We start from the raw sequence: 18,503 nt of genomic DNA on the forward strand, positions 1-18,503 counted from the left end.
CCGATTGATGGGAGGTGTTCTGATGACTGGTTTTCTAAACCGTCATGCAGTGATTTTAATTTTTCCAATTCTAGACATTTTATTGAACATCGTCAACTATGCCTACCACTTGTTGTTAGCCCGTCAATTATCGAGTGTCGACTATGGATTTTTAAACGGTTATCTCGCTTTACTGGGTCTGCTCCTTATCATCGGAAGCGCCTTGCAGTGGACGGTCACACGCGACCTCAGTCAACATTTAACGAATCATTATCGTGTTTTACGAAACCGGTTGCTTGCTGTCGTCGGAGTCATTTTACTTATCTTACTGTATGTCTTACCTATCCTTCTACCTTTTACCAGAATAAACCTTCTTCTTGTTGTGCTTACAGTCTTTTTCCATATCTTATTATCTTTCAGGCGTGGTGTCATTCAAGCACAAGAACGTTTTTACGCGCTGAACCTTTCCTATTATGTCGAATCGTTAACGAAAGTGATCGCCACCTGGCTTTTGCTTCAGTATACGAACGTAACCCTTGCCTTAGCCTTTATCTTGATCGGGATGCTAATGGCTTATCTTGTCAGCCTTCTTCAGACACCATTCCCAGAGAGTACCGGTCCAACCCGTTGGAACGGTCTGACGCATTTGATTCACACCCAAGTCGTCATGACCCTTTTCTTTACACTAGACAGTCTTCTTGTAACACGATTTTTCCCGACATTTGCCGGAGACTATTCCGTTGCGTTGCGGTTCGGTCAATTATTGTTGTTCGTCGCACTCTCCTTATCCCAACTGTTGTTGCCGCGTCTCAGCAGTTTCAATCACCAACAGTCCTTTCACATTTGGGAACGTAAGTTGTACCTGTTTCTATTGAGTGGGCTCGCCTGTGCCGTCATCTTTTACGTCACGATTGTCCCGTATCTCATTCCCTGGTTATTCGGAGACGGCTACGATTTAGCCGGACAGTATGTCAAATACATGGTGCTCGTCTACGCCGGCATCACGCTGATCCAGTACGAGGCACTTGTCCAATTTTCGCTACACCGGACAAGCTATCTGAAATGGTTTTGGGGGATTCTCGTCTTATTGGTCCTCTCCCTCTTGTTCGTCCGCCAAACGGTTGAAATTTGGTTGACCGGGCAAGCGATCGTCTTGTTAGGAAGTGCCTTTGTCCTGAGATTCATTTTGCCAAAACAGCGATTGATTGTGAAAAAGGAGGAGCTTTTATGAAACCCCGTCTCTTATTCTTATCGTGGCGTGACATCAAACACCCGAAGGCCGGTGGTGCCGAGGTCTTTACACACGAAATGCTTCGCCGTGTCGCGGATGACTATACAATCACGCATCTATCCCCCGCCTTTGAAGGGGGGCGTGACGTCGAATTTTTAGACGGCATCACGTATGTCCGCCACGGTACGCTCGCAACCGTCATTCCGTATGCGGCATCTTACTATTACAAACACGCCTCTTCGATCGATCTCGTCGTCGATCAGGTCAACACGCATCAGTTCTTCACGCCGTTGTATGTCCCACGCGCTAAGCGTGCCCTGTTCATTCATCAGTTCACGCGTGAAATCTGGCAGATCAACGTCAAGCGCCCGTATGCCTGGCTCGGTGAACAGACCGAGACGCCCCGGCTTCAGCTGTACCGTCACGGACGTGCCTTGACGGTCAGTCAGTCGACGGCGGATGACTTACGCTCCATCGGTTTTTCTAAACCACAGATTACGATTCTGCCCGAAGGACTCGATTTCATTCCGTGGAAAGAAGAGGAATGGCAACCAAAAGAATCGGTCCCGACCTTTTTATACGTCGGACGGATGTCTGCCTATAAAGGAATCGACGATGCCATTCAAGCCTTCGTCATCTTGAAACAAGAATTCCCGACAGCGAAGTTTTGGGTCATCGGTAAAAAAGATGCGCGCTATGTTCAACAACAGCTGGACCCGCTTGTCCCGGAAAAAATCCGGGGAGATATTACGTACTTCGGCTTTGTCAGCGCAGAGGAAAAGCTTGAACGGATGAGTCGTGCGACCGCACTCCTCTTCCCTTCCAAACGCGAAGGCTGGGGCTTGACGGTCAGCGAAGCGGCAGCAGTCGGCACACCGACGATCGTCTATGACGCCCCCGGTTTACGAGATGCCGTCCATTACGGGATGGCGGGTTATATGACAGTTGCCCAGTCGCCCGGTGCACTCGCTTCTGAAATGCGTTCCTGCATTCAAGACACCGAACAATACGATACGATTCGTTATGCTGCACATCGCTTCGCCCAGACACTGCACTGGGATAACACAGGTCAACACTTTCGAAATTGGCTCCAGAACGAACTTCCACTAGTTGATGTGAAGGAGGAGTATGTATGATTGGAATCGCAATGTCGACGTATCAAAATCAAGCCATTATTGAGGAAACGATTCGTTCGCTCCAAGCCCAAGCTTCACCTTTTCGTTGTATCATTGCCGACGATGGATCGACCGACCAAACGGTTCAGACGATCAGACGATTAACACAACACGATGAACGCTTTGAGGTCATCGCTTTACCGCATGGTGAACGCGGGATTGCGCGAAAAACGGCTATCGATCGTCTAAAAGCACTCCACGTCGAGTATCTGTACATCATCGATTCGGACATGGTGCTTTCGGATGACATGCTGAAAAGTTGTTTGTTGTACCTCGAAGCCCACCCGGATATCGGAGCACTTGTCATCCCGGAACAGGCATACAGCGACCATTCGAATTTTTTCAGTCAGGTCAAGGTGTTCGAACGGAATTTGTTTAATATTCCGACGGATCAGCTCGATGCCAATTCGATTGAAGCCGCTCGTTTTTGGCGGCTCGACGCCTATGTGACTTCAGGTGAAATTGATCCAACGCAAATCAGTTTTGAGGAAACACAACCAACCATCCGCTATTTGGAGCAAGGGGGACAAATCCGGCGGGCGACCTTCACTTTCGTCCGGCACAATGAAAAACAGGTCGAACTTACCGACCTGCTCCAAAAGAAACGCTATTACTTTGACGTCATGCCGAAGACGCTTCAAAACGAAGACGGCGGACTAACAAAGGCATTACAGCGTTGGTACTTTTTCCGACCGGTCTTGTATCACAAAACAAATCTCAAAAAATACGTTCGCCATCCGCTTCTTGCTGCTGGTGTGATTTACATGTACATCCGCCTCAGCTTCATCGGAGTCGAGTCGCTTGTCTTCAAACGTGTTTCATGACCGTCCCATTCATTGATTGGTACAAGATATAGGTTCCGAATTGCGTCGGAAACTCAAAACGGTGCAAGCCGTTCATTTCATCATCCGGCGCTTCTTGATTCGGAATTTCCAACGCACGGCGGCCAACAATCGTTCCATCTTCAAAAAATAAACAATACGGACGATTCGCATTGGTCAAAATCCCATTAAACATGACGCCAATATTTTTCTTTCGATGTTTCGTCTCAACGACTTCGGCTCCGACCTTTTCCATGATGCGAAGAATCGTTTCATCAATTTTCAATGGTTTTGTCATCAAACGACTGATGTTTCCGGAATTGACGGCAGCGAGTAACGTATGCAATTGCATGTAGTCGGTCAGAACAATCTGTTTCGTTAACGGGTACAATTGCGTGACCTTTTTCAGCAGTTCGACACCGTCGAGTTGTGGCAACCGCAATTCTGTCATGATGACATCAACATCTTGTACTTCGAGTACCGATAAGGCCTCTTCTGCCGATTCAGCTTCCAGTACTTCCTGATTTCGTTCCAGTAACTTTCGTTGCAAAATCTTTCTTGTCGGCTCATGCGCATCAACTAATAAGTACAGTGCCATCTTTAAAACCTCCAGTTCAGAAAGGGTGTTGGATGATGTATATTCTCTTATTATCAGGTGGATCCGGAAAACGACTTTGGCCGCTGTCGAACGATTTAAACTCCAAACAATTCCTGCGGATTCTTGAAGATGCCGACGGACAAAAACAATCGATGATGGAGCGGGTGTTTCAACAGTTAGAAACAAGTGGTCTAGCGGATCGAACCGTCATCACGACGACCGAAGCCCAGCTCGATGCAATTGAACATCAGCTTGGCACAAAGGTGTCCGTCATCCACGAACCGTCTCGGCGGGATACGTTTCCTGCCATCATGCTCGCAACAAGTTACTTGGCAGAACGGATTGATCCAACAGAAACAATCATCATCATGCCCGTTGACCCTTATGTCGATGCTTCTTTTTTTGAACGATTTTCTATGCTCGATGAGGCCGTTCAGGCTCATCCCGATGCCCTTCACTTGATGGGGGTCGAACCGCTTCATCCGACGTCGAAATACGGCTATATTATTCCTGAATCTACAAGTCCGATGTCTACGGTTCAACAATTCCGTGAAAAGCCATCCTTGGAGACTGCAGTCGAGTTGATTGATCAAGGAGCGTTGTGGAATTGCGGGGTATTCGCCTGCCGGCTTGACTTCTTAACGGAACGACTGAACGAGCAACAGGTGCCTGTGACGTATCAGGACTTACGAACGGCGTATGACTTGCTTGAGAAAACATCGTTTGATTATGCCGTCGTCGAGAAAACAACCAACCTGTTTGTCCACCGGTATGACGGATACTGGAAAGATCTCGGGACCTGGAATACTCTGACGGAAGAAATGCCGAGTTCGATTCATGGCAATGCGCGATTGATCCATTCCACTAATACGCATATCGTCAATGAAATGCAAGTGCCTGTCCTCGGAATCGGCTTGACCGATTTAATTGTTTCGGTCAGCCCCGACGGTGTCCTCGTTTCATCAAAAGATGAAACGCCTCATCTTAAAGATTATCTTGTCGATCAAGAACTGCCCCCGCAATTTGAATGGAAACGCTGGGGGTATGCGACGATTCTTCATCAACAACAACTTGAAGACGGACGGTATGCCGTGACACGTCGTCTGCATATCCAAGCCAACCACCAGATCAGTCATCATTACCATGCTCAGACAGACTCGACGTGGAGCATTCTTCAAGGACAAGCCGAAGCGATCATCGACGGGGAACATCAATTGCTTGGTCCCACTTCCGTCGTCCACATTCCACGCGAGGTGCCGCATACATTAAAGACATTGAGTGACTTGATTATGATCGAAATCAAATACTCCATCGACTGGACGGAGGAAGACAACTATCCGCTTCCGATCTCACTCGGTTCGAATTAACGGCGGCACGTATCGCAAAAGCGATACGTGCCTTTAACTTGGAAACACCTCACTTGTCACGCACTCCAGTTGTCCGGAGATGCGGTATTCCCCCGCTGAACAGGGAATGAAATACTGATCCCCTTTTTGCAAGAGACGTTGTTCAGAATGATTTGCCGAACGCAATTCCCCATGACCTGACACGACGGTGAGCAGCCGAAACGTCGGACTGTTGGATAAGCAGTAGTCCGCCCCCTTGATGTCATGATGGATGACCGTGAAGAACGGGACTTCCAGTAACGTCGTTTTCGTCCCAGAAGTCGTCGTCTCCTGAATCGGTCGGATCGTCAACGGTTCATCCGGAATCGTCGTGACAGCGATTGCTTTTTCGAGGTGTAGTTCACGTCGATTTCCATCCGCATCAAGACGGTCATAATCATACAGTCGATACGTCCGGTCACTCATCTGTTGAATTTCGAGCAACACGATTCCCGGACCAAGCGCATGAATCGTTCCACTCGGAATGTAGATGAAATCTCCTTTGCGGACAGACTGATGACGAAGACAGGCATCCCACTCCTTCCGCTCAGCACACGTCACGAGTTCTTCGCGACAGGACAGATGGTGACCGACGATGACTTCCGCCCCTTCCTTCGCCTCGAGGATATACCAACATTCATTTTTTCCGTACGGTTCCCCTTCCAGTCGTTTGGCGTCCGCATCATTCGGATGGACTTGAACGGATAAATATGACGAGGAATCGAGCAGCTTGACGTGTAAAGGAAAAGCATCCAATGCGTATGGACCAAACAAACTTGTCCGGTGATTCTGCCATAATTGATCTAACGTCTGTCCTTGATAGGGACCATCCGCTAAAGGAGTTCGTCCGCTCGGATGTGCCGAAACCGTCCAGCATTCTCCGATTGATCCTGCCGGTAAATCGAAATGAAACAACTCTTCAAGACGACGACCACCCCAAATCCGTTCTTTGAATACTGGCTCGATTTTATACATAGACACCGCGAACTCCTTGATTGAAAAAGGAGTAACGCCCACCTCCATTTCTTCAATTCGTTACCTTTATATACCCATTTATATACATTTATCAACAAAAGAATGGTACGCCACAGAAAAAAATCCCGCCTGAATGAAAGGCGGGATTTCGTTCTCAGTTCATAGCGTTTCGATGATTGTGAGCGGATCTGTCCGTTTTGTATAATCCGCCGGGACGTCAGCAATTGAAACTTTACCGGACGGCTGAATGATGAACGTTGCCGGTTTCGGCAACTGCCAGTCCTCGTTACCGTTATGGCCGGCAACGTCAAGACCGGATGCCTTGTACACGTCGATTAAATAGTCCGGCATGTCGAACACAAGGTCGAACTGACGGGCGACGACGTTATCGACATCACTCAACACTTGAAATGCCAGGTCATTTTTTTCCTGCGTCGAGAGCGAGTGATCCGGTGTTTCCGGACTGATCGCTACTAGCGTCGCTCCTTTTGCCTCAATTTTTTCTAATTCCCGTTGGTAGGCCCGGAGCTCCAAATTACAATACGGGCACCAGCCTCCCCGATAAAACGTTACGATGACCGGACCATCTTGCAGCAGTTCCTCTAACGACACGGACTGACCGGATGCACTCGGCAACGTGAAGCGGGGTGCCTCATCTCCGACGCTCAATCCTTTGGCACCATCTGATGCGGCTAACTCGTTTGTCGCTTGTGCCATCAGTCGTTGTTTTTCCTGCGGCGCCTTTTGACGAAATTGTTCTTGATACGCGCGGATTTCTTCGAGCAATGTAGACACGATGTGTCCCCCTTTATGTTTGTCTTACAGCATAGCAGGGACTTCCGCAATCTGTCCGTTATTTTGCTCCGTCCGGTTTTTTGCGGAATTTCTTAATGAAGCCCATCAGACTTTCCGGTGTCAGTTCGAGTTTATTTTCATAAGCGTATTTCGTCCCGTATCCGAGCGCGATTGTCGCCGTCGAGGCGACACCGGCCCCAATGATTGCTCCGTATCCTGGGACCATCTTCGCCAGTTGCCGGAACGCTGTTTTCCCGGAGTTGCCGACAATCGTCACGACCAATAACTCCTTCGCACTTTCCTTCGAGAGATTCCGCTCGTACAAATTTGACAGCTTCAGCATCAGTCCGATTTGAATCGATGTTAACGGAATGATGTCGGCTCCCGGAAACGGTACCGCTCCAATTGCTCCAGCTGCTGTCCCTGCTCCGACGATCCAGTTGTTCGCAATTTTCCCCCGCAACGCCGGATCGATCTCGCGAACAAACAGATTATCCTTGTTGAACTTTTTTAAAATGTCGAGCACCTCACGCCGCAGACGGTCAATGTTCGTCCCGTCCATCGCGGAGACCGGCACGACTTTCGGTCCCGGTAACTTCGATTCGATATGCGACAAAATCGTCGCGAGGTCGTTCGTCGCATCGATTTTCGTGACGACGATGACGATGTTTTTATTGTGGGCATAAATCTTCTTGAAGTTTTTTGTTTCCGTTTCCGATAAGACGGTCCCGGCGGCGTTCAAGAAGTAGAGAATGACATCCGCGCTTTGGTAAAACTTCCATGTCGTGTCCGAGTTTAGGCTGTTCGCATCGTTCAGTCCCGGCGTATCGACGAAGACGACCTTATCTTCCGGATGTTGCCGGATTTGATCGATCCGTGTCGTCTCCCCCGGTTTTGCTCCAACGGTCGCAACTTCCCGACCAAGGATCGCATTCAGCGTCGAGGATTTGCCCGCATTGACGTCCCCGATTAAAGCAACAGTCACTTCTTGTTCAAGTGACTGGTTAAAGTCGCGGCGTTCTGACTCAAACGATTGGTCAAACACTTCTTCGAGTTTTCGTTTGCGTTTCTGCTCATTGGTCTCAAGACCTTCTCCAAAAAAATCATCCATCTTTATCCCTCCTGAAAATACCTGCTGTCGGTCTTTTCCCGTTCTCCATTGAAATCATCCTTGAAAAGAAGGTCTATTTTCATCCGTTGGTGAATATTACCAGTAACTACTTACGAGATGAGGATCTGATCATGAAAACATACAGCGTCTTTTTGCTGACGGCTACCTTCTTATTGAGTGGCTGCACATCACCAACAAGTGATACATTGACCGTATCTTCCATTAAATTAAAAGCCGGTGAAAAAGTTTTTGCGGAAATCAATGATCAAGATATCGCTGCTTATCACTTAAAAGGTAAGCTGAACAAAAACTATCTGTTAAAAGGCGTGGAATATTTGCCGAACCACAAAGAACGGACACTCTTTTCCATGGAAATTGAACCAAAGAAATACGATTCGACACTCCGAGTCCTTCAATCCTCTTCAGCGAAATACATTCACTTTGGCGCGAATCTAGAAGGCGGAAGTATTCGTGCCCATGAAGCGTTAAAACAAAAACCAGTTGCCTTCAGCACTACGGGTCCTAGCTCGAACTTCACGCTGAGTGATTATGACGTGCTGTTGCTTCGTCATGTATCAACAAGTGGTAAAATCGAGACGCATTCACTCGAAGATATCCATGGTCCTGAGGATATTGATGTGAAGAAGGACGAACAGATTTTTGCGCTTGTTTTAAAAGCAAGTGAATGACTTTAATTTTTAAGACACAAAAGGGAGGCGGACACTAACATCCATCTCCCCTTTTCATATAATTCGCTTCGTTTTAAATCTGACTTCTGCGTTCCAGTAAAATCGTATCCCGCCAGACGCCGGCCAATTGTCCGATCCGTTCCCGCCGGCCGACTTCCCGGAAACCAAACCGGTGGTGCAACTTCAGACTGACCGTATTTTCCGGAAAGATTTGTGAATGCAACGTCCAGATCCCAGCCGCTTCACTCGCTTCGATGACAGCATGCATCAATGCGGTGCCGACTCCTTTGCCACGGGCATCTTCGTCAATATAAAGACTGACTTCCGCCACGCCCTGATAGGCGGGAATCGACGAAAAGGGACTAATAGCGACCCATCCGAGCATCTTCCCGTCTTCTTCCGCCACCAGCCGGCTGTGTATGTGATGATGGGCATCCCAGTAGTCAAACGACGGTACTTCCGTTCGAAACGTCGCATTCTGCGTCTTTATCCCCTGTTTGTAAATCCGACCGACTTCCGGATAATCGGCTGCGGTCATTGCCCGTACATTCATACTCTCCCACTCCTTGTTAAATCGATATCCGTTTGGAGTTCGACGTCCGGTTCGGTTTTCCTGTTAGTTAACCGTAAACGGGATCGGTTGCAAGGCCAGTGGTGTATTGAGCACAGTATTGCTGTACCCAGTTTCGAGATAATATTCTTCCCGCGTGTGTTCGGACGGTTCCGGCAGGCGGAACGTCGACCGGAACCTCTGTTTATTCGCATCTAGAACGGTGACTTTCGGCTTAATTTCTCGAACGTCCGGCGGTTCTGTTCCTTCAAAAAAGACCTTATCCAGGCTAAGATCTTGTTGCTTAAAACGTATATCGGACCGCCATTTCCTTTCCGAAGCGGTCGCCGTAATCAACAAATCCGAGTCGTTCGTACAGACGGTGCGCAACTTGATTGTCCAGATGATAACCGACTACAATGCATGCCACTTTCGGAAGCTGTTGCATTTCTACAAGCAACAACCGCATCGCTTCCCGTCCGATTCCTGACCCTTGATGACGGCGGTCAACCATCAAGCGGTAAATCCAGTAGCCATCCAGTTCTTCCCGCTCCGTATTGTACATCAAAAATCCGACCAACTCATCCGCTGCATAAATCGCCTGCATGACGAGCGCCGGCTCAAAACCGGCCTGAGCAATCGAGTAGACGTTCGGTTCTAAAAATCCCTGTTGTTCTGTTGTTAATTCGAGTGCACAACAGGCTTCCCAGTTCTCGTTCGTGACTGGTCGTAATTCAATCTGCATATCCATTCCCCCCGTTTTTTAGAAAACGGGTTACGCATCGCGCCCCGTTTCCTGTTTTGTTTGCGTCATGTTCACCATGATCGCCTCCTTTCGTAATCTTTTAATTATTATCGGATGGTATCCAGGATATGTTAAATCCATCTCATTACTTAGATTTTATTTCGAGGTTGTCCGAACTACCTCTTTCGTCCCAAGCAGCGTCACAAGCTGATCAAGCCGCTCGATCGTATAGGTCGGCATCAGTTCTGCCGGCGCCGCGGCATGAGTAGGATTAAACCAACATGTCGCAATCCCTGCCATAATGCCGCCTTGGATGTCTGCCGTCAACGAATCGCCGATAATCATGGTCTGTTCGCGCGTCGCATCCGGGATCCGGTCAAACACATAATCAAAAAAGGCCGCCATCGGCTTTTGATAACCGGTTTCTTCTGAGACAAAAACCCCGTCAAAATAAGGCGCGAGACCAGATCCTCTAAGTCGTGCCCGTTGTGTCACCGCGACACCGTTCGTCACGACATACAACTGATACTTCCCTTTGAGCACATGGAGGAGTTCGATCGCTCCTTCGATTAATTCTGTTCCACGGCTTAAGTAGGTCCGGTATCGTGCATCGATTTGACTGCCGTCGACCGTCCGGCCCTGCTCGGCAAAAAACGTCACAAAACGTGACGTAATCACTTCATTCCGTGTTACTTCTCCCCGTTCAAGCGCTTTCCATAAAGATTGGTTAATCGTCCGGTAACGGGCTTCCCGCTCTTCTGTCCACTCGAGCTGCTCGTCTTCAAACAATTGTCGTAAAGCAGAGCGTTCCGTCGCATCAAAATCAAGCAAGGTATGATCGATATCAAATAACAATGTCGTGTAATTCATTTATTAGGCTCCTTTTCGTAACATCCGTCGTTCAGTCAATTTGCCGCCGAGTTGGAACAATAAAACACCGCCGCCGATCAGAACCACACCGACAGCTTTTGTCCAGGTGAACGCCACTTGATCGAGTCCGAACCAGCCAAGTGTGTCCCAGAGTAAAGCAAACAGGATTTGTGAGACCATGACGATTGAGATCGCGTAACTCGGTCCGAGCTGTTGCACTCCTTGCGTCACACACAAAACGACGCCGACGCCGATAATCCCGCTGAACCAAAACCACGGTTGCATCCCGTTCATCGAAAAAAGTCCGCCGCCTTCAACGATCAATCCGATCGTCAGGGAAGCGAGGAATCCGAGACCTAACACGAGTGTCGTCGTCGCCCATGCCCCGACCCGTTCCTTGACCTTGGCATTAAATGTATTTTGGATACAGACCATCATCCCGCCGAATAAGGCGAGGACTATTCCAAGCGTCATCTTGTTTCCTCCTCACTCATAGATACTTTCGCCGACCCGTTCCGTCAGACCATTCCGGTCCACGATCGTAATCGTCCGGTTCGTCCGTTCAATCAAGCCGTCCTGACTGAATTGCCGTAAGACACGGTTGAGGTGACGATAACTCGTCCCGATCAAATCCGCCGCATCGACCAGATCACTGACCGGTAACGTCGGTGTTTCCGGTGTCATCGACAGGAGATAACTGGCGAGCCGGACCTCGACCGGATACAGCAGGTTAAAACTCATCGAATGCGACTTCAATTCAAACTTCATCGTAATCGTCTCGAGTAAAAACCGAAGCAGTGCCGGATTGTCCGTTCCCTTTTGCTCGAGTGCCGCATAGGAAATGCTGACTGCCGTGACCGGTGTGACGGCTTCGACTGTATTCATCAACGGGGTCCGGCGAACGTATTCGATGTCGCCGACCAGATCAAACGGATGCTTAAACGATAAGACGAGCCGTTTTCCAGTCGCCGACATATGGGTGATTTTCAGTTTCCCCTCGAGCAACAAGTACATCCGGTCCGCCGCATCCCCTTGACGGCACAACCAGTCTCCTGCTTGAAAAGCGACCGGTTGTAAATGCTCACGCAACCCGCCGGCAAACACTTCCGTCAATTGAAACCGTTCCAAATACTCGTCCAGTTGCGCTTGTTCCACGTTGTTTCCCCCTTACCACTTTAAGATCAGCACGCCGCCAATCATCATCAAGATTCCGATGACTTGCGGCAGCTGGAGCCGTCGTTTGATCATCCCGAACCAGCCGTTCCAATCAATTACCAAAGCTAATCCAAGCTGAGCAATCAGGAATAAAGAAATCGTCAACGTCACACCCATCAAATGAACGGCCGTCATGTTACTGAATAAGACCGCTGCCGCTAAGGCACCACCGGACAGATACAGCAATTTGACCTCTTTCATCTGCCGAAAGGTCCGGTCGCGTAAGATCAGTGTAATCAATAAAGCGACGATAAAACCTGTCATCTGAGTCAATGTCGCCGCTTGCCACGTGCCGATGCCGTTACTGATCCGGGCATTGGCAACGCTTTGGAGCGTCAGAAAAAAACCACCGCTGATTGCAAAAAGAACTCCCCGCATCCGTGTTCCTCCTCTCCTGATTTTTCTTATCTTCATTTAAACGGAATTTGAAAAACTGTTAAAGGACATTTGTCCTGAACAATCATTCATAACCTCTCCATGAAAAACCGCCTCATCGTGATGACAGGCGGCATCTCAATTAAATTTTTTTGACGAACTCCGACTTCAACTTCATCGCACCCAGTCCATCAATCTTACAATCGATGTCATGGTCCCCATCGACGAGGCGGATTCCTTTGACGCGTGTCCCTTGTTTGACGACAAGTGATGTGCCTTTCACTTTTAAATCCTTGATGACGGTGATCGTATCGCCGTCGTTCAGTACATTTCCGTTCGCGTCGCGGATGACGTTGGTTTCTTCTGCCACTTCCGTATCCGCAGCTGTCCATTCATGGGCACATTCCGGGCATACGAACAGGTTACCATCTTCGTATGTATACGTTGAACCGCAGTTCGGACAATTTGGGTATTCATTCATATCTCATTCCTCCAATACTTGATTGATTCTTTCACTTGAGTATAGCAAAAGAACAAACAGCTTGTTGCAGGAAAAAAGAGTTGGTTGGAAACAGACAAAACGGGAGACGGATGTTGGAATCCGTCTCCCGTTAGCATCTGAAACTGACTTTCGTGTCAGCCCCTGCGTTTATTCACTTTCCAGCTTTTTGATCGCTTCGTCGAGTTTTTCCTGATCCTCATCCGTCAGCTTCGGATACTGCGGGTCGATCTCACGCAGGACGTCGTTCATGACTTCCGTCACGATATAGCGTGTGAACCACTCGTCGTCTGCCGGCAGGATGTGCCACGGCGCGTGTTCCGTCGATGTATGTGAAACGAGTTCGGCAAAAATGTCCTGGTACTCGTCCCAATGTTCCCGTTCTTCGACGTCGCTGAACGAAAACTCGAAGTTCTTCTTCGGGTCTTTGATCCGTTCGAGCAACCGTTTTTTCTGCTCGTCTTTTGAGACGTTAAATAGAAACTTGACGACGCGGAAGCCGTTTTCGACGAGATACCGCTCAAAGTCATTGATTTGACGGTAACGCATCTTCCAGACATCTTGATCGTCCGGCACTTCTTCTTCTTCCAGTAAATCATGAATCCGCGGTGCGATAACTTCTTCGTAATACGACCGGTTCAAAATACCGACTTCACCTTTTTCCGGCAATCCTTCATGGATCCGCCAGAGATAGTCATGTTTTTTCTCCGTGTCGGATGGTTTCTTGACCGAAATCGTCCGCAAGCCTTGAGCATTCAAGTTCGAGAAGATATAACTGATGGCTTCATCTTTCCCGCCGGCGTCAATCGCCTGCAGGATGACCAAAATCCCGTTTTTCTCTTCCGCATGCAGACGCCAATGGAGTTCTTTTAACTCCTCGACGCTTTTTGGAATATGTGTTTCCAGTAATTCGTCTTCCGCAATCCGTTCTTCATCCGATGTCGGATAGTCCGATAATCGGATCGATTCACCTGGTGCCACACGATATTTTTTGATGTTCATGATAGTCCCCCTTGTTTTAAGTACGTAAGGGATATTTACCCAAAGCGTCTGAATCAGAAACGTTCAGATGAACTTATCTTTATCATAATCGCTGGGGCTAAACGTTCGTCAATTGTTTAAAATGGGTATCGAGCGCTGCTGCGACACGCAGACCAGAGATGACGGCACTCTCGACCCGTGTCCTTCCGGACGTATCTTGCGGGTCAAGGAAGGCATCTCCCGCGAGCCAAACAGGGTGCCGATCGAGCTTCAGATAAGGGGTATGGAAAACGTCCCGCGCCTGTGCATACCGCCAACGTTTCAGCTGTTTTGAAATTATTTTGACTGGTCCAAGTTGCTTCTGCAGTAACTGTTCGATTTCCGTAAGCGTCTTGTCTTCCCCTTTGTCATACCAGGCTTCACTCCAATCACCTGTCATATAGACGCTCAGGAGTGGGGTGGTTGAGACTTCTTTTTGCGCATTGTTGACGATTTTCAACATTCCGGATACGAGACCCTCGTCGAGTAGACCAAATTCGCCAATGTCGAATGCCTCTTGAAGCTCAAACAGCCCCACGAAAGTCGGCTCAAACGTCACTTTTTCGAGACGGGCGTGATCGGTCTCAACGAGCGTCAGTGGTGATGCCTTAAATAAATCATAGGCTTGCGGAACGGGTGCCGTTACGAGAATCGCATCATATGTCCGTGTTTGTTCAGACGAGATGGTCTGAAGACCGGGCTCATCCGATATGATTTGTTCGACTTGTTCGTTCAAGTAGACCGGAATCCCGTTGGCAATCGATTGAACGAGCTGATTCATCCCGTTGACTGCGATATAGCGTGGAAAATCATCGCCGAACCACTTCCGGATCCATCCTTTTTCGAGCCATTCGTCGACTTCTTGCGCGAGTTCGTCCGTCCGGACCGTAAAGAAGACGGCGCCATGGTCCGCTGTCCCTTGATTAATCCGTCTCGTCGCCATCCGTCCCCCGACACTCTGGCTTTTTTCGATGACCTCGACCGCATATCCTTCCGCCAACAGTTGACGTGCCGCAAAAATCCCGGCGAGTCCGCCACCAATAATCCCAATCCGTTTTTGTTGTTCCATCCAACTTCCCCCTCTACTTGCTTCATTTTTCCAAGTATAACGGTTTGCCGGTCAAACAACGTCTTTTAACGTTCTTCGAATATGCTCGTCCGTTCCAACTCTACCAGTAAGCGGGCATGGTTATTGTTAAAAAACTGTTGATGGTGTTCCAGTCCGCGCTTAACACACCAGCCGATTCCCGTCAGTGCTTCAAAGAGACGGTAGTACGGCAAATAGACTTCGATTGGTTCCGGTGTCCGGACCTGTCCGTATCCGTCTTGATAGGCATCAAGCAAGGCTCTTCCCCCTTGGAACACATCCCGATCGAGTTTCGTGAAGTCGATTTCCGTCGCCCCGAAACGTGCTGTCTCGAAGTCAATCATCCCCGTCAATGACTCGCCGTCTGCGAGCAGATTGCCGAGTCGAAAATCCAGATGAACGGCAACGGAGTCTGACGGAGTTGGTAACTCACGTTCACGCCGCTCTAATTCCGTAAAGGCGGCGTGATACAGAGCGGGTGATAAAACGTGTTGGATGGCCGGTTGGAACGAGGTCAATTTCGCGTTCCGAAAAACATGCCAGTCCTGCGAAGGAAACGCTGTAAATCCATCCTCGCTAAAATCGCCGTAGGCATCGCGTGTACAATTGTGGAGTGTTGCGTGCAACCGTCCGATTTGTATTGCCAGTGCCGGTGTCACTGTCTCGATTGTCGCACCATTTAATGCTTCCAGCACAAATGCACCCGTCGTCTGTCTGGTCGGTCGCGCCTCCATGAGAATCTTCGGCACAGCGACTCGATTGGCTAAATACGTCAACCAACCGTGTTCCCGATACCATTTGTCGGCAGTATAAGGTCGCTTTAAAAACACGGTCCGTCCGTCGCGCAGTAACAGCCGGTCGACGTCTGAACTGTAGGAATCGGTGACGGGAAAACTGTCTGCAACATCGAGGTCAAACCATTGGATCCATTCTTCCCGGGTCATACCGGATCCCCCAATCGTTTTTCGAGAATTTCGCCGGGCAACCCGTCAATTGGTCCCACATACGTCGAGTGGAATCCAAGATTCGTTAATATCTTTCGTGACGCCAGGTGATTTGGATCAATCGTTGCCGTGACGACGGTCAATTCATGTTCCGTTGCCAGTTCGAGCAATCGTGAGGCGAGCAATGATCCATACCCATTGCCCCATTGTTCCGGTAATAACATATACCCGAGTTCTGCTTCAAACGGTTGTCGTACGCTACGTGTGACATGACCGATGCCGATCCATGTTTCGTCCTGATAGACCACATACGTTCCGAGACGATCATGCCGTTGTCGTTCGATGATTGACGCAAACCGTCGTTTCGCTTCGCTTTCCGTTAAGGCGTGTTCCGTCCGCATGACCCGCTCATCCATGACGAGTGTCGCATAGGCGGGATAATCCGCTTCGTCCATCTTTCGCAGTTCAATCATGACTTCACTCCTTTTACATTCTATATTGATCGTGGATCGGTTCAAACAACTTCTCCGTTGAAGGACGGACCATCGCAAAATGTTCGACATTGTAATGACCATGCAAGACCTGGTTATGATGGGCAATCATCTGCTCTGCCGATAAAACAACGGATCCGTTTGTCGTATGTCCGTCGGCGACAAGTGTCACATCAAAACCGTTGACCGTTGCACTGCGGACAGCCGTGTCGATACAGTGTTCCGTCTTGCAGCCAAGGATGACCACATGTTCAATTTGTTGCTCTTTCAGATAACCGAGCAACGGGGTCCCATGGAACGAGTTGGTTGCGGCTTTATCGAACGTGACGGCATGATTCGGGATTTGAATCGACGGATGGACCAAAAAACCAGCTCCTTGTCCGTTCGCGACATCGAGATCCCGAATAAAGACAATGGCATGATGATCGTTGTGTGCTTCTTGCACGACCTGATTGATGACCTCGATGACGTTTTCCTTCGCATGCACACCGGATTCTTCGGGTGTACCTTCGACGAGATCGTTTTGAAAATCGATGATGAGTACCGCTTGTCGCATCGTAATGTACCTCCTTTTAGTTTCTTTGATACTCTTTTCCTTTTACCCCTGGAAAATCCTGTTTTTGTGAGCGAATTCAATCCTTCCTGAAACTTTTCGACTGTCTGATGCCTTAAGTAAAACGATAGGAAGGATGTTATGTCTGGAATTGTTGCAAGGTCTAACCCAAAAAACCGTACTCCCTCTATCGGAAGTACGGTTTTTTTGTGCTGGTGATTTACTTTAGCCTAAAATCAAACATATTCTTCAAGAACGAACTCCCGGACGACGTTTCAACCGATAATATTCTCCGATTCGGAACCCTACATACGAGGAATCCCACAAAATCGGATAGGCTGTCCGCTGATGTAAGTTCCAGTAACTGATAATCCGCTGCTCGATGCGTGCCATATAGACATCATCGGTTTGAACAAAGGAAGACAGTTGCATCTCTGACCAGTCATGTAACATCGGTTCAATCCTCTCGAGAATCTCGTAGACGTATTCTCCGGTCAATTCAATCAGATAGGGCAGCACCCAGTCCGCATCCGCCTGCTCTGCTTCCAGCCGTCGCACGTATTTTTCACGGATATACCCATCATGATGGCGCGTGTACAAACAATACAGCAACCACCGTTGTCGTTTCGTTAATGCTTGGATTTTTTCCTCTGGTACTTCCTCGAAGTACACACGGGACGGAAGAATCAACCGTTCTTCCCCACATGCGATCTCAATCGTTCCAGAAGTCGTTGTTCTGAATAATCGGCGTGGCAAAAGACGTGTCACGAGCCGTACATCGACCGCGCAGGACTGCGGAAAGGCTTGGACCCAGTTCCATTTTCTATTCATCTGCTCATTCCTCCTTTCCTCGCGCTGTCAGTCCATCAATTTTCCAACTGTTTTTCATCACTTCTTCTCCATGCCAATAGACGATGGCGTATCCGCTGTCTATTTGTTTCTTTTGTTTTGGATGCAGTTCGATTTCGCTATCGTAATCACAAAAAGCATATTGAAAATGAGTCACATTGGTTAGCTGTCGCATGAACTGAATCGCGATGTCTTCTAGTCGATCGATTCCTACTTCTTCAAAACGTATCTCGTCAAAAGACAGAACAAATCCAAAAAACTGCTGTTCTTTTTGAATACTAATCTGAATCGGAATCTCTTTCATTCCATGACAAACTTTGAGACAGACGGAAACTTCTCCGTAGTAATAACGGGTGAGCAGCGCATAGTCCAGTTCTTTCTGATTGTTTCCCACCCACTTCTCCCCGTCTTCGTCCAAAGAAACGCATGCGTCGAGCACCCACGCACCTTGCTTTTCAAGATAGTGAAGGAGTCGCCCCAGTTCCTTGTCGATTTTGTTCGTTTCGTCATAGACCAATCCGATATTGATCATAGGATGTCCCCTTC

At 48.6% G+C, this 18,503-nt stretch carries 23 protein-coding genes; 5 read left to right on the top strand and 18 right to left on the bottom strand.

Annotated features, from left to right (window positions below):
* The first annotated feature begins 22 nt into the window (after positions 1 to 22).
* From KNQ13_RS03620 to KNQ13_RS03630, 3 genes are read left to right on the top strand one after another with little or no spacing between them, the layout of a single operon-like run.
* Positions 23 to 1,210, top strand: coding sequence for an MATE family efflux transporter (locus KNQ13_RS03620; RefSeq protein WP_026830547.1), 1,188 nt, complete (start codon positions 23 to 25; stop codon positions 1,208 to 1,210).
* The gene (locus KNQ13_RS03625) at positions 1,207 to 2,346 is read left to right on the top strand and encodes a glycosyltransferase family 4 protein (protein ID WP_026830546.1); all 1,140 of its coding nucleotides are present in this window, start codon (positions 1,207 to 1,209) and stop codon (positions 2,344 to 2,346) included. The genes KNQ13_RS03620 and KNQ13_RS03625 overlap by 4 nt, the downstream gene beginning before the upstream one ends.
* Positions 2,343 to 3,209, top strand: coding sequence for a glycosyltransferase family 2 protein (locus tag KNQ13_RS03630; protein ID WP_026830545.1), 867 nt, complete (start codon positions 2,343 to 2,345; stop codon positions 3,207 to 3,209). The genes KNQ13_RS03625 and KNQ13_RS03630 overlap by 4 nt, the downstream gene beginning before the upstream one ends.
* On the opposite strand, the gene KNQ13_RS03635 is transcribed toward KNQ13_RS03630, so the two are convergent.
* Positions 3,193 to 3,804 (bottom strand): response regulator, encoded by a 612-nt coding sequence (locus tag KNQ13_RS03635; RefSeq protein WP_026830544.1) that lies wholly within the window; start codon positions 3,802 to 3,804, stop codon positions 3,193 to 3,195. The two genes, KNQ13_RS03630 and KNQ13_RS03635, sit on opposite strands and share 17 nt — an antisense overlap.
* Before the next feature lie 35 nt (positions 3,805 to 3,839).
* Here KNQ13_RS03635 and KNQ13_RS03640 point away from each other — a divergent pair, with 35 nt between their 5' ends.
* Positions 3,840 to 5,171, top strand: a complete 1,332-nt coding sequence (locus tag KNQ13_RS03640; protein ID WP_026830543.1) for a sugar phosphate nucleotidyltransferase — start codon at positions 3,840 to 3,842, stop codon at positions 5,169 to 5,171.
* Positions 5,172 to 5,204: 33 nt separating this feature from the next.
* Here KNQ13_RS03640 and KNQ13_RS03645 read toward each other — a convergent pair whose 3' ends face one another.
* The 3 genes from KNQ13_RS03645 to KNQ13_RS03655 form a co-directional block, all read right to left on the bottom strand.
* Entirely contained in the window at positions 5,205 to 6,164 is a 960-nt protein-coding gene (locus KNQ13_RS03645; protein WP_026830542.1) for a type I phosphomannose isomerase catalytic subunit, read from the bottom strand.
* Between the two features lie 159 nt (positions 6,165 to 6,323).
* The gene (locus KNQ13_RS03650; protein WP_026830541.1) at positions 6,324 to 6,959 is read right to left on the bottom strand and encodes a peroxiredoxin-like family protein; all 636 of its coding nucleotides are present in this window, start codon (positions 6,957 to 6,959) and stop codon (positions 6,324 to 6,326) included.
* Positions 6,960 to 7,017: 58 nt separating this feature from the next.
* Positions 7,018 to 8,070, bottom strand: a complete 1,053-nt coding sequence (locus tag KNQ13_RS03655) for a YcjF family protein (RefSeq protein WP_026830540.1) — start codon at positions 8,068 to 8,070, stop codon at positions 7,018 to 7,020.
* 131 nt (positions 8,071 to 8,201) lie between these two features.
* Here KNQ13_RS03655 and KNQ13_RS03660 point away from each other — a divergent pair, with 131 nt between their 5' ends.
* A complete protein-coding gene (locus KNQ13_RS03660; RefSeq protein ID WP_014969199.1) occupies positions 8,202 to 8,759 on the top strand; it encodes a putative periplasmic lipoprotein in 558 nt (185 codons plus the stop codon).
* Positions 8,760 to 8,832: 73 nt separating this feature from the next.
* On the opposite strand, the gene KNQ13_RS03665 is transcribed toward KNQ13_RS03660, so the two are convergent.
* The 14 genes from KNQ13_RS03665 to KNQ13_RS03730 form a co-directional block, all read right to left on the bottom strand.
* Entirely contained in the window at positions 8,833 to 9,312 is a 480-nt protein-coding gene (locus KNQ13_RS03665; RefSeq protein ID WP_026830539.1) for a GNAT family N-acetyltransferase, read from the bottom strand.
* Positions 9,313 to 9,613: 301 nt separating this feature from the next.
* On the bottom strand, positions 9,614 to 10,054 hold the full coding sequence (locus KNQ13_RS03670; protein ID WP_026830538.1) for a GNAT family N-acetyltransferase: 441 nt from the start codon (positions 10,052 to 10,054) through the stop codon (positions 9,614 to 9,616).
* Positions 10,055 to 10,210: 156 nt separating this feature from the next.
* A complete protein-coding gene (locus KNQ13_RS03675) occupies positions 10,211 to 10,924 on the bottom strand; it encodes a YjjG family noncanonical pyrimidine nucleotidase (RefSeq protein ID WP_026830537.1) in 714 nt (237 codons plus the stop codon).
* Positions 10,925 to 10,927: 3 nt separating this feature from the next.
* On the bottom strand, positions 10,928 to 11,398 hold the full coding sequence (locus tag KNQ13_RS03680; protein WP_014969193.1) for a DMT family transporter: 471 nt from the start codon (positions 11,396 to 11,398) through the stop codon (positions 10,928 to 10,930).
* 12 nt (positions 11,399 to 11,410) lie between these two features.
* The gene (locus KNQ13_RS03685; RefSeq protein WP_014969192.1) at positions 11,411 to 12,079 is read right to left on the bottom strand and encodes a Crp/Fnr family transcriptional regulator; all 669 of its coding nucleotides are present in this window, start codon (positions 12,077 to 12,079) and stop codon (positions 11,411 to 11,413) included.
* Positions 12,080 to 12,091: 12 nt separating this feature from the next.
* The gene (locus tag KNQ13_RS03690; protein ID WP_014969191.1) at positions 12,092 to 12,517 is read right to left on the bottom strand and encodes a DMT family transporter; all 426 of its coding nucleotides are present in this window, start codon (positions 12,515 to 12,517) and stop codon (positions 12,092 to 12,094) included.
* A 139-nt stretch (positions 12,518 to 12,656) separates the two neighbouring features.
* Entirely contained in the window at positions 12,657 to 12,995 is a 339-nt protein-coding gene (locus KNQ13_RS03695) for a zinc ribbon domain-containing protein YjdM (protein WP_026830536.1), read from the bottom strand.
* 168 nt (positions 12,996 to 13,163) lie between these two features.
* Positions 13,164 to 14,015, bottom strand: a complete 852-nt coding sequence (locus KNQ13_RS03700; protein WP_026830535.1) for a PPK2 family polyphosphate kinase — start codon at positions 14,013 to 14,015, stop codon at positions 13,164 to 13,166.
* A 97-nt stretch (positions 14,016 to 14,112) separates the two neighbouring features.
* Positions 14,113 to 15,102, bottom strand: a complete 990-nt coding sequence (locus KNQ13_RS03705) for an NAD(P)/FAD-dependent oxidoreductase (RefSeq protein ID WP_026830534.1) — start codon at positions 15,100 to 15,102, stop codon at positions 14,113 to 14,115.
* A 65-nt stretch (positions 15,103 to 15,167) separates the two neighbouring features.
* Positions 15,168 to 16,064 carry a phosphotransferase enzyme family protein gene (locus KNQ13_RS03710; protein ID WP_026830533.1) on the bottom strand — a complete coding sequence of 299 codons (897 nt, stop codon included), beginning with the start codon at positions 16,062 to 16,064 and terminating at the stop codon, positions 15,168 to 15,170.
* The gene (locus tag KNQ13_RS03715; protein ID WP_026830532.1) at positions 16,061 to 16,537 is read right to left on the bottom strand and encodes a GNAT family N-acetyltransferase; all 477 of its coding nucleotides are present in this window, start codon (positions 16,535 to 16,537) and stop codon (positions 16,061 to 16,063) included. The genes KNQ13_RS03710 and KNQ13_RS03715 overlap by 4 nt, the downstream gene beginning before the upstream one ends.
* A gap of 13 nt (positions 16,538 to 16,550) precedes the next feature.
* The gene (locus KNQ13_RS03720; protein ID WP_026830531.1) at positions 16,551 to 17,111 is read right to left on the bottom strand and encodes an isochorismatase family protein; all 561 of its coding nucleotides are present in this window, start codon (positions 17,109 to 17,111) and stop codon (positions 16,551 to 16,553) included.
* A gap of 246 nt (positions 17,112 to 17,357) precedes the next feature.
* Complete coding sequence (locus tag KNQ13_RS03725; RefSeq protein ID WP_026830530.1) at positions 17,358 to 17,939, bottom strand: PLC family EF-hand domain-containing protein; 582 nt, start codon at positions 17,937 to 17,939, stop codon at positions 17,358 to 17,360.
* A gap of 4 nt (positions 17,940 to 17,943) precedes the next feature.
* The gene (locus KNQ13_RS03730; protein WP_014969183.1) at positions 17,944 to 18,489 is read right to left on the bottom strand and encodes an Imm64 family immunity protein; all 546 of its coding nucleotides are present in this window, start codon (positions 18,487 to 18,489) and stop codon (positions 17,944 to 17,946) included.
* Between the last annotated feature and the right edge of the window lie 14 nt (positions 18,490 to 18,503).

This window comes from Exiguobacterium sp. s128, from assembly GCF_018618815.1.
GTDB lineage: Bacteria > Bacillota > Bacilli > Exiguobacteriales > Exiguobacteriaceae > Exiguobacterium_A > Exiguobacterium_A antarcticum.

What these genes read in the sequence shown, in the direction of transcription:
- KNQ13_RS03620 (WP_026830547.1), top strand. Translation starts at nt 23, where the DNA reads ATGACTGGTTTTCTAAACCGTCATGCAGTGATTTTAATTTTTCCAATT.
- KNQ13_RS03625 (WP_026830546.1), top strand. Translation starts at nt 1,207, where the DNA reads ATGAAACCCCGTCTCTTATTCTTATCGTGGCGTGACATCAAACACCCG.
- KNQ13_RS03630 (WP_026830545.1), top strand. Translation starts at nt 2,343, where the DNA reads ATGATTGGAATCGCAATGTCGACGTATCAAAATCAAGCCATTATTGAG.
- KNQ13_RS03635 (WP_026830544.1), bottom strand. Translation starts at nt 3,804, where the DNA reads ATGGCACTGTACTTATTAGTTGATGCGCATGAGCCGACAAGAAAGATT.
- KNQ13_RS03640 (WP_026830543.1), top strand. Translation starts at nt 3,840, where the DNA reads ATGTATATTCTCTTATTATCAGGTGGATCCGGAAAACGACTTTGGCCG.
- KNQ13_RS03645 (WP_026830542.1), bottom strand. Translation starts at nt 6,164, where the DNA reads ATGTATAAAATCGAGCCAGTATTCAAAGAACGGATTTGGGGTGGTCGT.
- KNQ13_RS03655 (WP_026830540.1), bottom strand. Translation starts at nt 8,070, where the DNA reads ATGGATGATTTTTTTGGAGAAGGTCTTGAGACCAATGAGCAGAAACGC.
- KNQ13_RS03660 (WP_014969199.1), top strand. Translation starts at nt 8,202, where the DNA reads ATGAAAACATACAGCGTCTTTTTGCTGACGGCTACCTTCTTATTGAGT.
- KNQ13_RS03665 (WP_026830539.1), bottom strand. Translation starts at nt 9,312, where the DNA reads ATGAATGTACGGGCAATGACCGCAGCCGATTATCCGGAAGTCGGTCGG.
- KNQ13_RS03670 (WP_026830538.1), bottom strand. Translation starts at nt 10,054, where the DNA reads ATGCAGATTGAATTACGACCAGTCACGAACGAGAACTGGGAAGCCTGT.
- KNQ13_RS03675 (WP_026830537.1), bottom strand. Translation starts at nt 10,924, where the DNA reads ATGAATTACACGACATTGTTATTTGATATCGATCATACCTTGCTTGAT.
- KNQ13_RS03680 (WP_014969193.1), bottom strand. Translation starts at nt 11,398, where the DNA reads ATGACGCTTGGAATAGTCCTCGCCTTATTCGGCGGGATGATGGTCTGT.
- KNQ13_RS03690 (WP_014969191.1), bottom strand. Translation starts at nt 12,517, where the DNA reads ATGCGGGGAGTTCTTTTTGCAATCAGCGGTGGTTTTTTTCTGACGCTC.
- KNQ13_RS03695 (WP_026830536.1), bottom strand. Translation starts at nt 12,995, where the DNA reads ATGAATGAATACCCAAATTGTCCGAACTGCGGTTCAACGTATACATAC.
- KNQ13_RS03700 (WP_026830535.1), bottom strand. Translation starts at nt 14,015, where the DNA reads ATGAACATCAAAAAATATCGTGTGGCACCAGGTGAATCGATCCGATTA.
- KNQ13_RS03705 (WP_026830534.1), bottom strand. Translation starts at nt 15,102, where the DNA reads ATGGAACAACAAAAACGGATTGGGATTATTGGTGGCGGACTCGCCGGG.
- KNQ13_RS03710 (WP_026830533.1), bottom strand. Translation starts at nt 16,064, where the DNA reads ATGACCCGGGAAGAATGGATCCAATGGTTTGACCTCGATGTTGCAGAC.
- KNQ13_RS03715 (WP_026830532.1), bottom strand. Translation starts at nt 16,537, where the DNA reads ATGATTGAACTGCGAAAGATGGACGAAGCGGATTATCCCGCCTATGCG.
- KNQ13_RS03720 (WP_026830531.1), bottom strand. Translation starts at nt 17,111, where the DNA reads ATGCGACAAGCGGTACTCATCATCGATTTTCAAAACGATCTCGTCGAA.
- KNQ13_RS03725 (WP_026830530.1), bottom strand. Translation starts at nt 17,939, where the DNA reads ATGAATAGAAAATGGAACTGGGTCCAAGCCTTTCCGCAGTCCTGCGCG.
- KNQ13_RS03730 (WP_014969183.1), bottom strand. Translation starts at nt 18,489, where the DNA reads ATGATCAATATCGGATTGGTCTATGACGAAACGAACAAAATCGACAAG.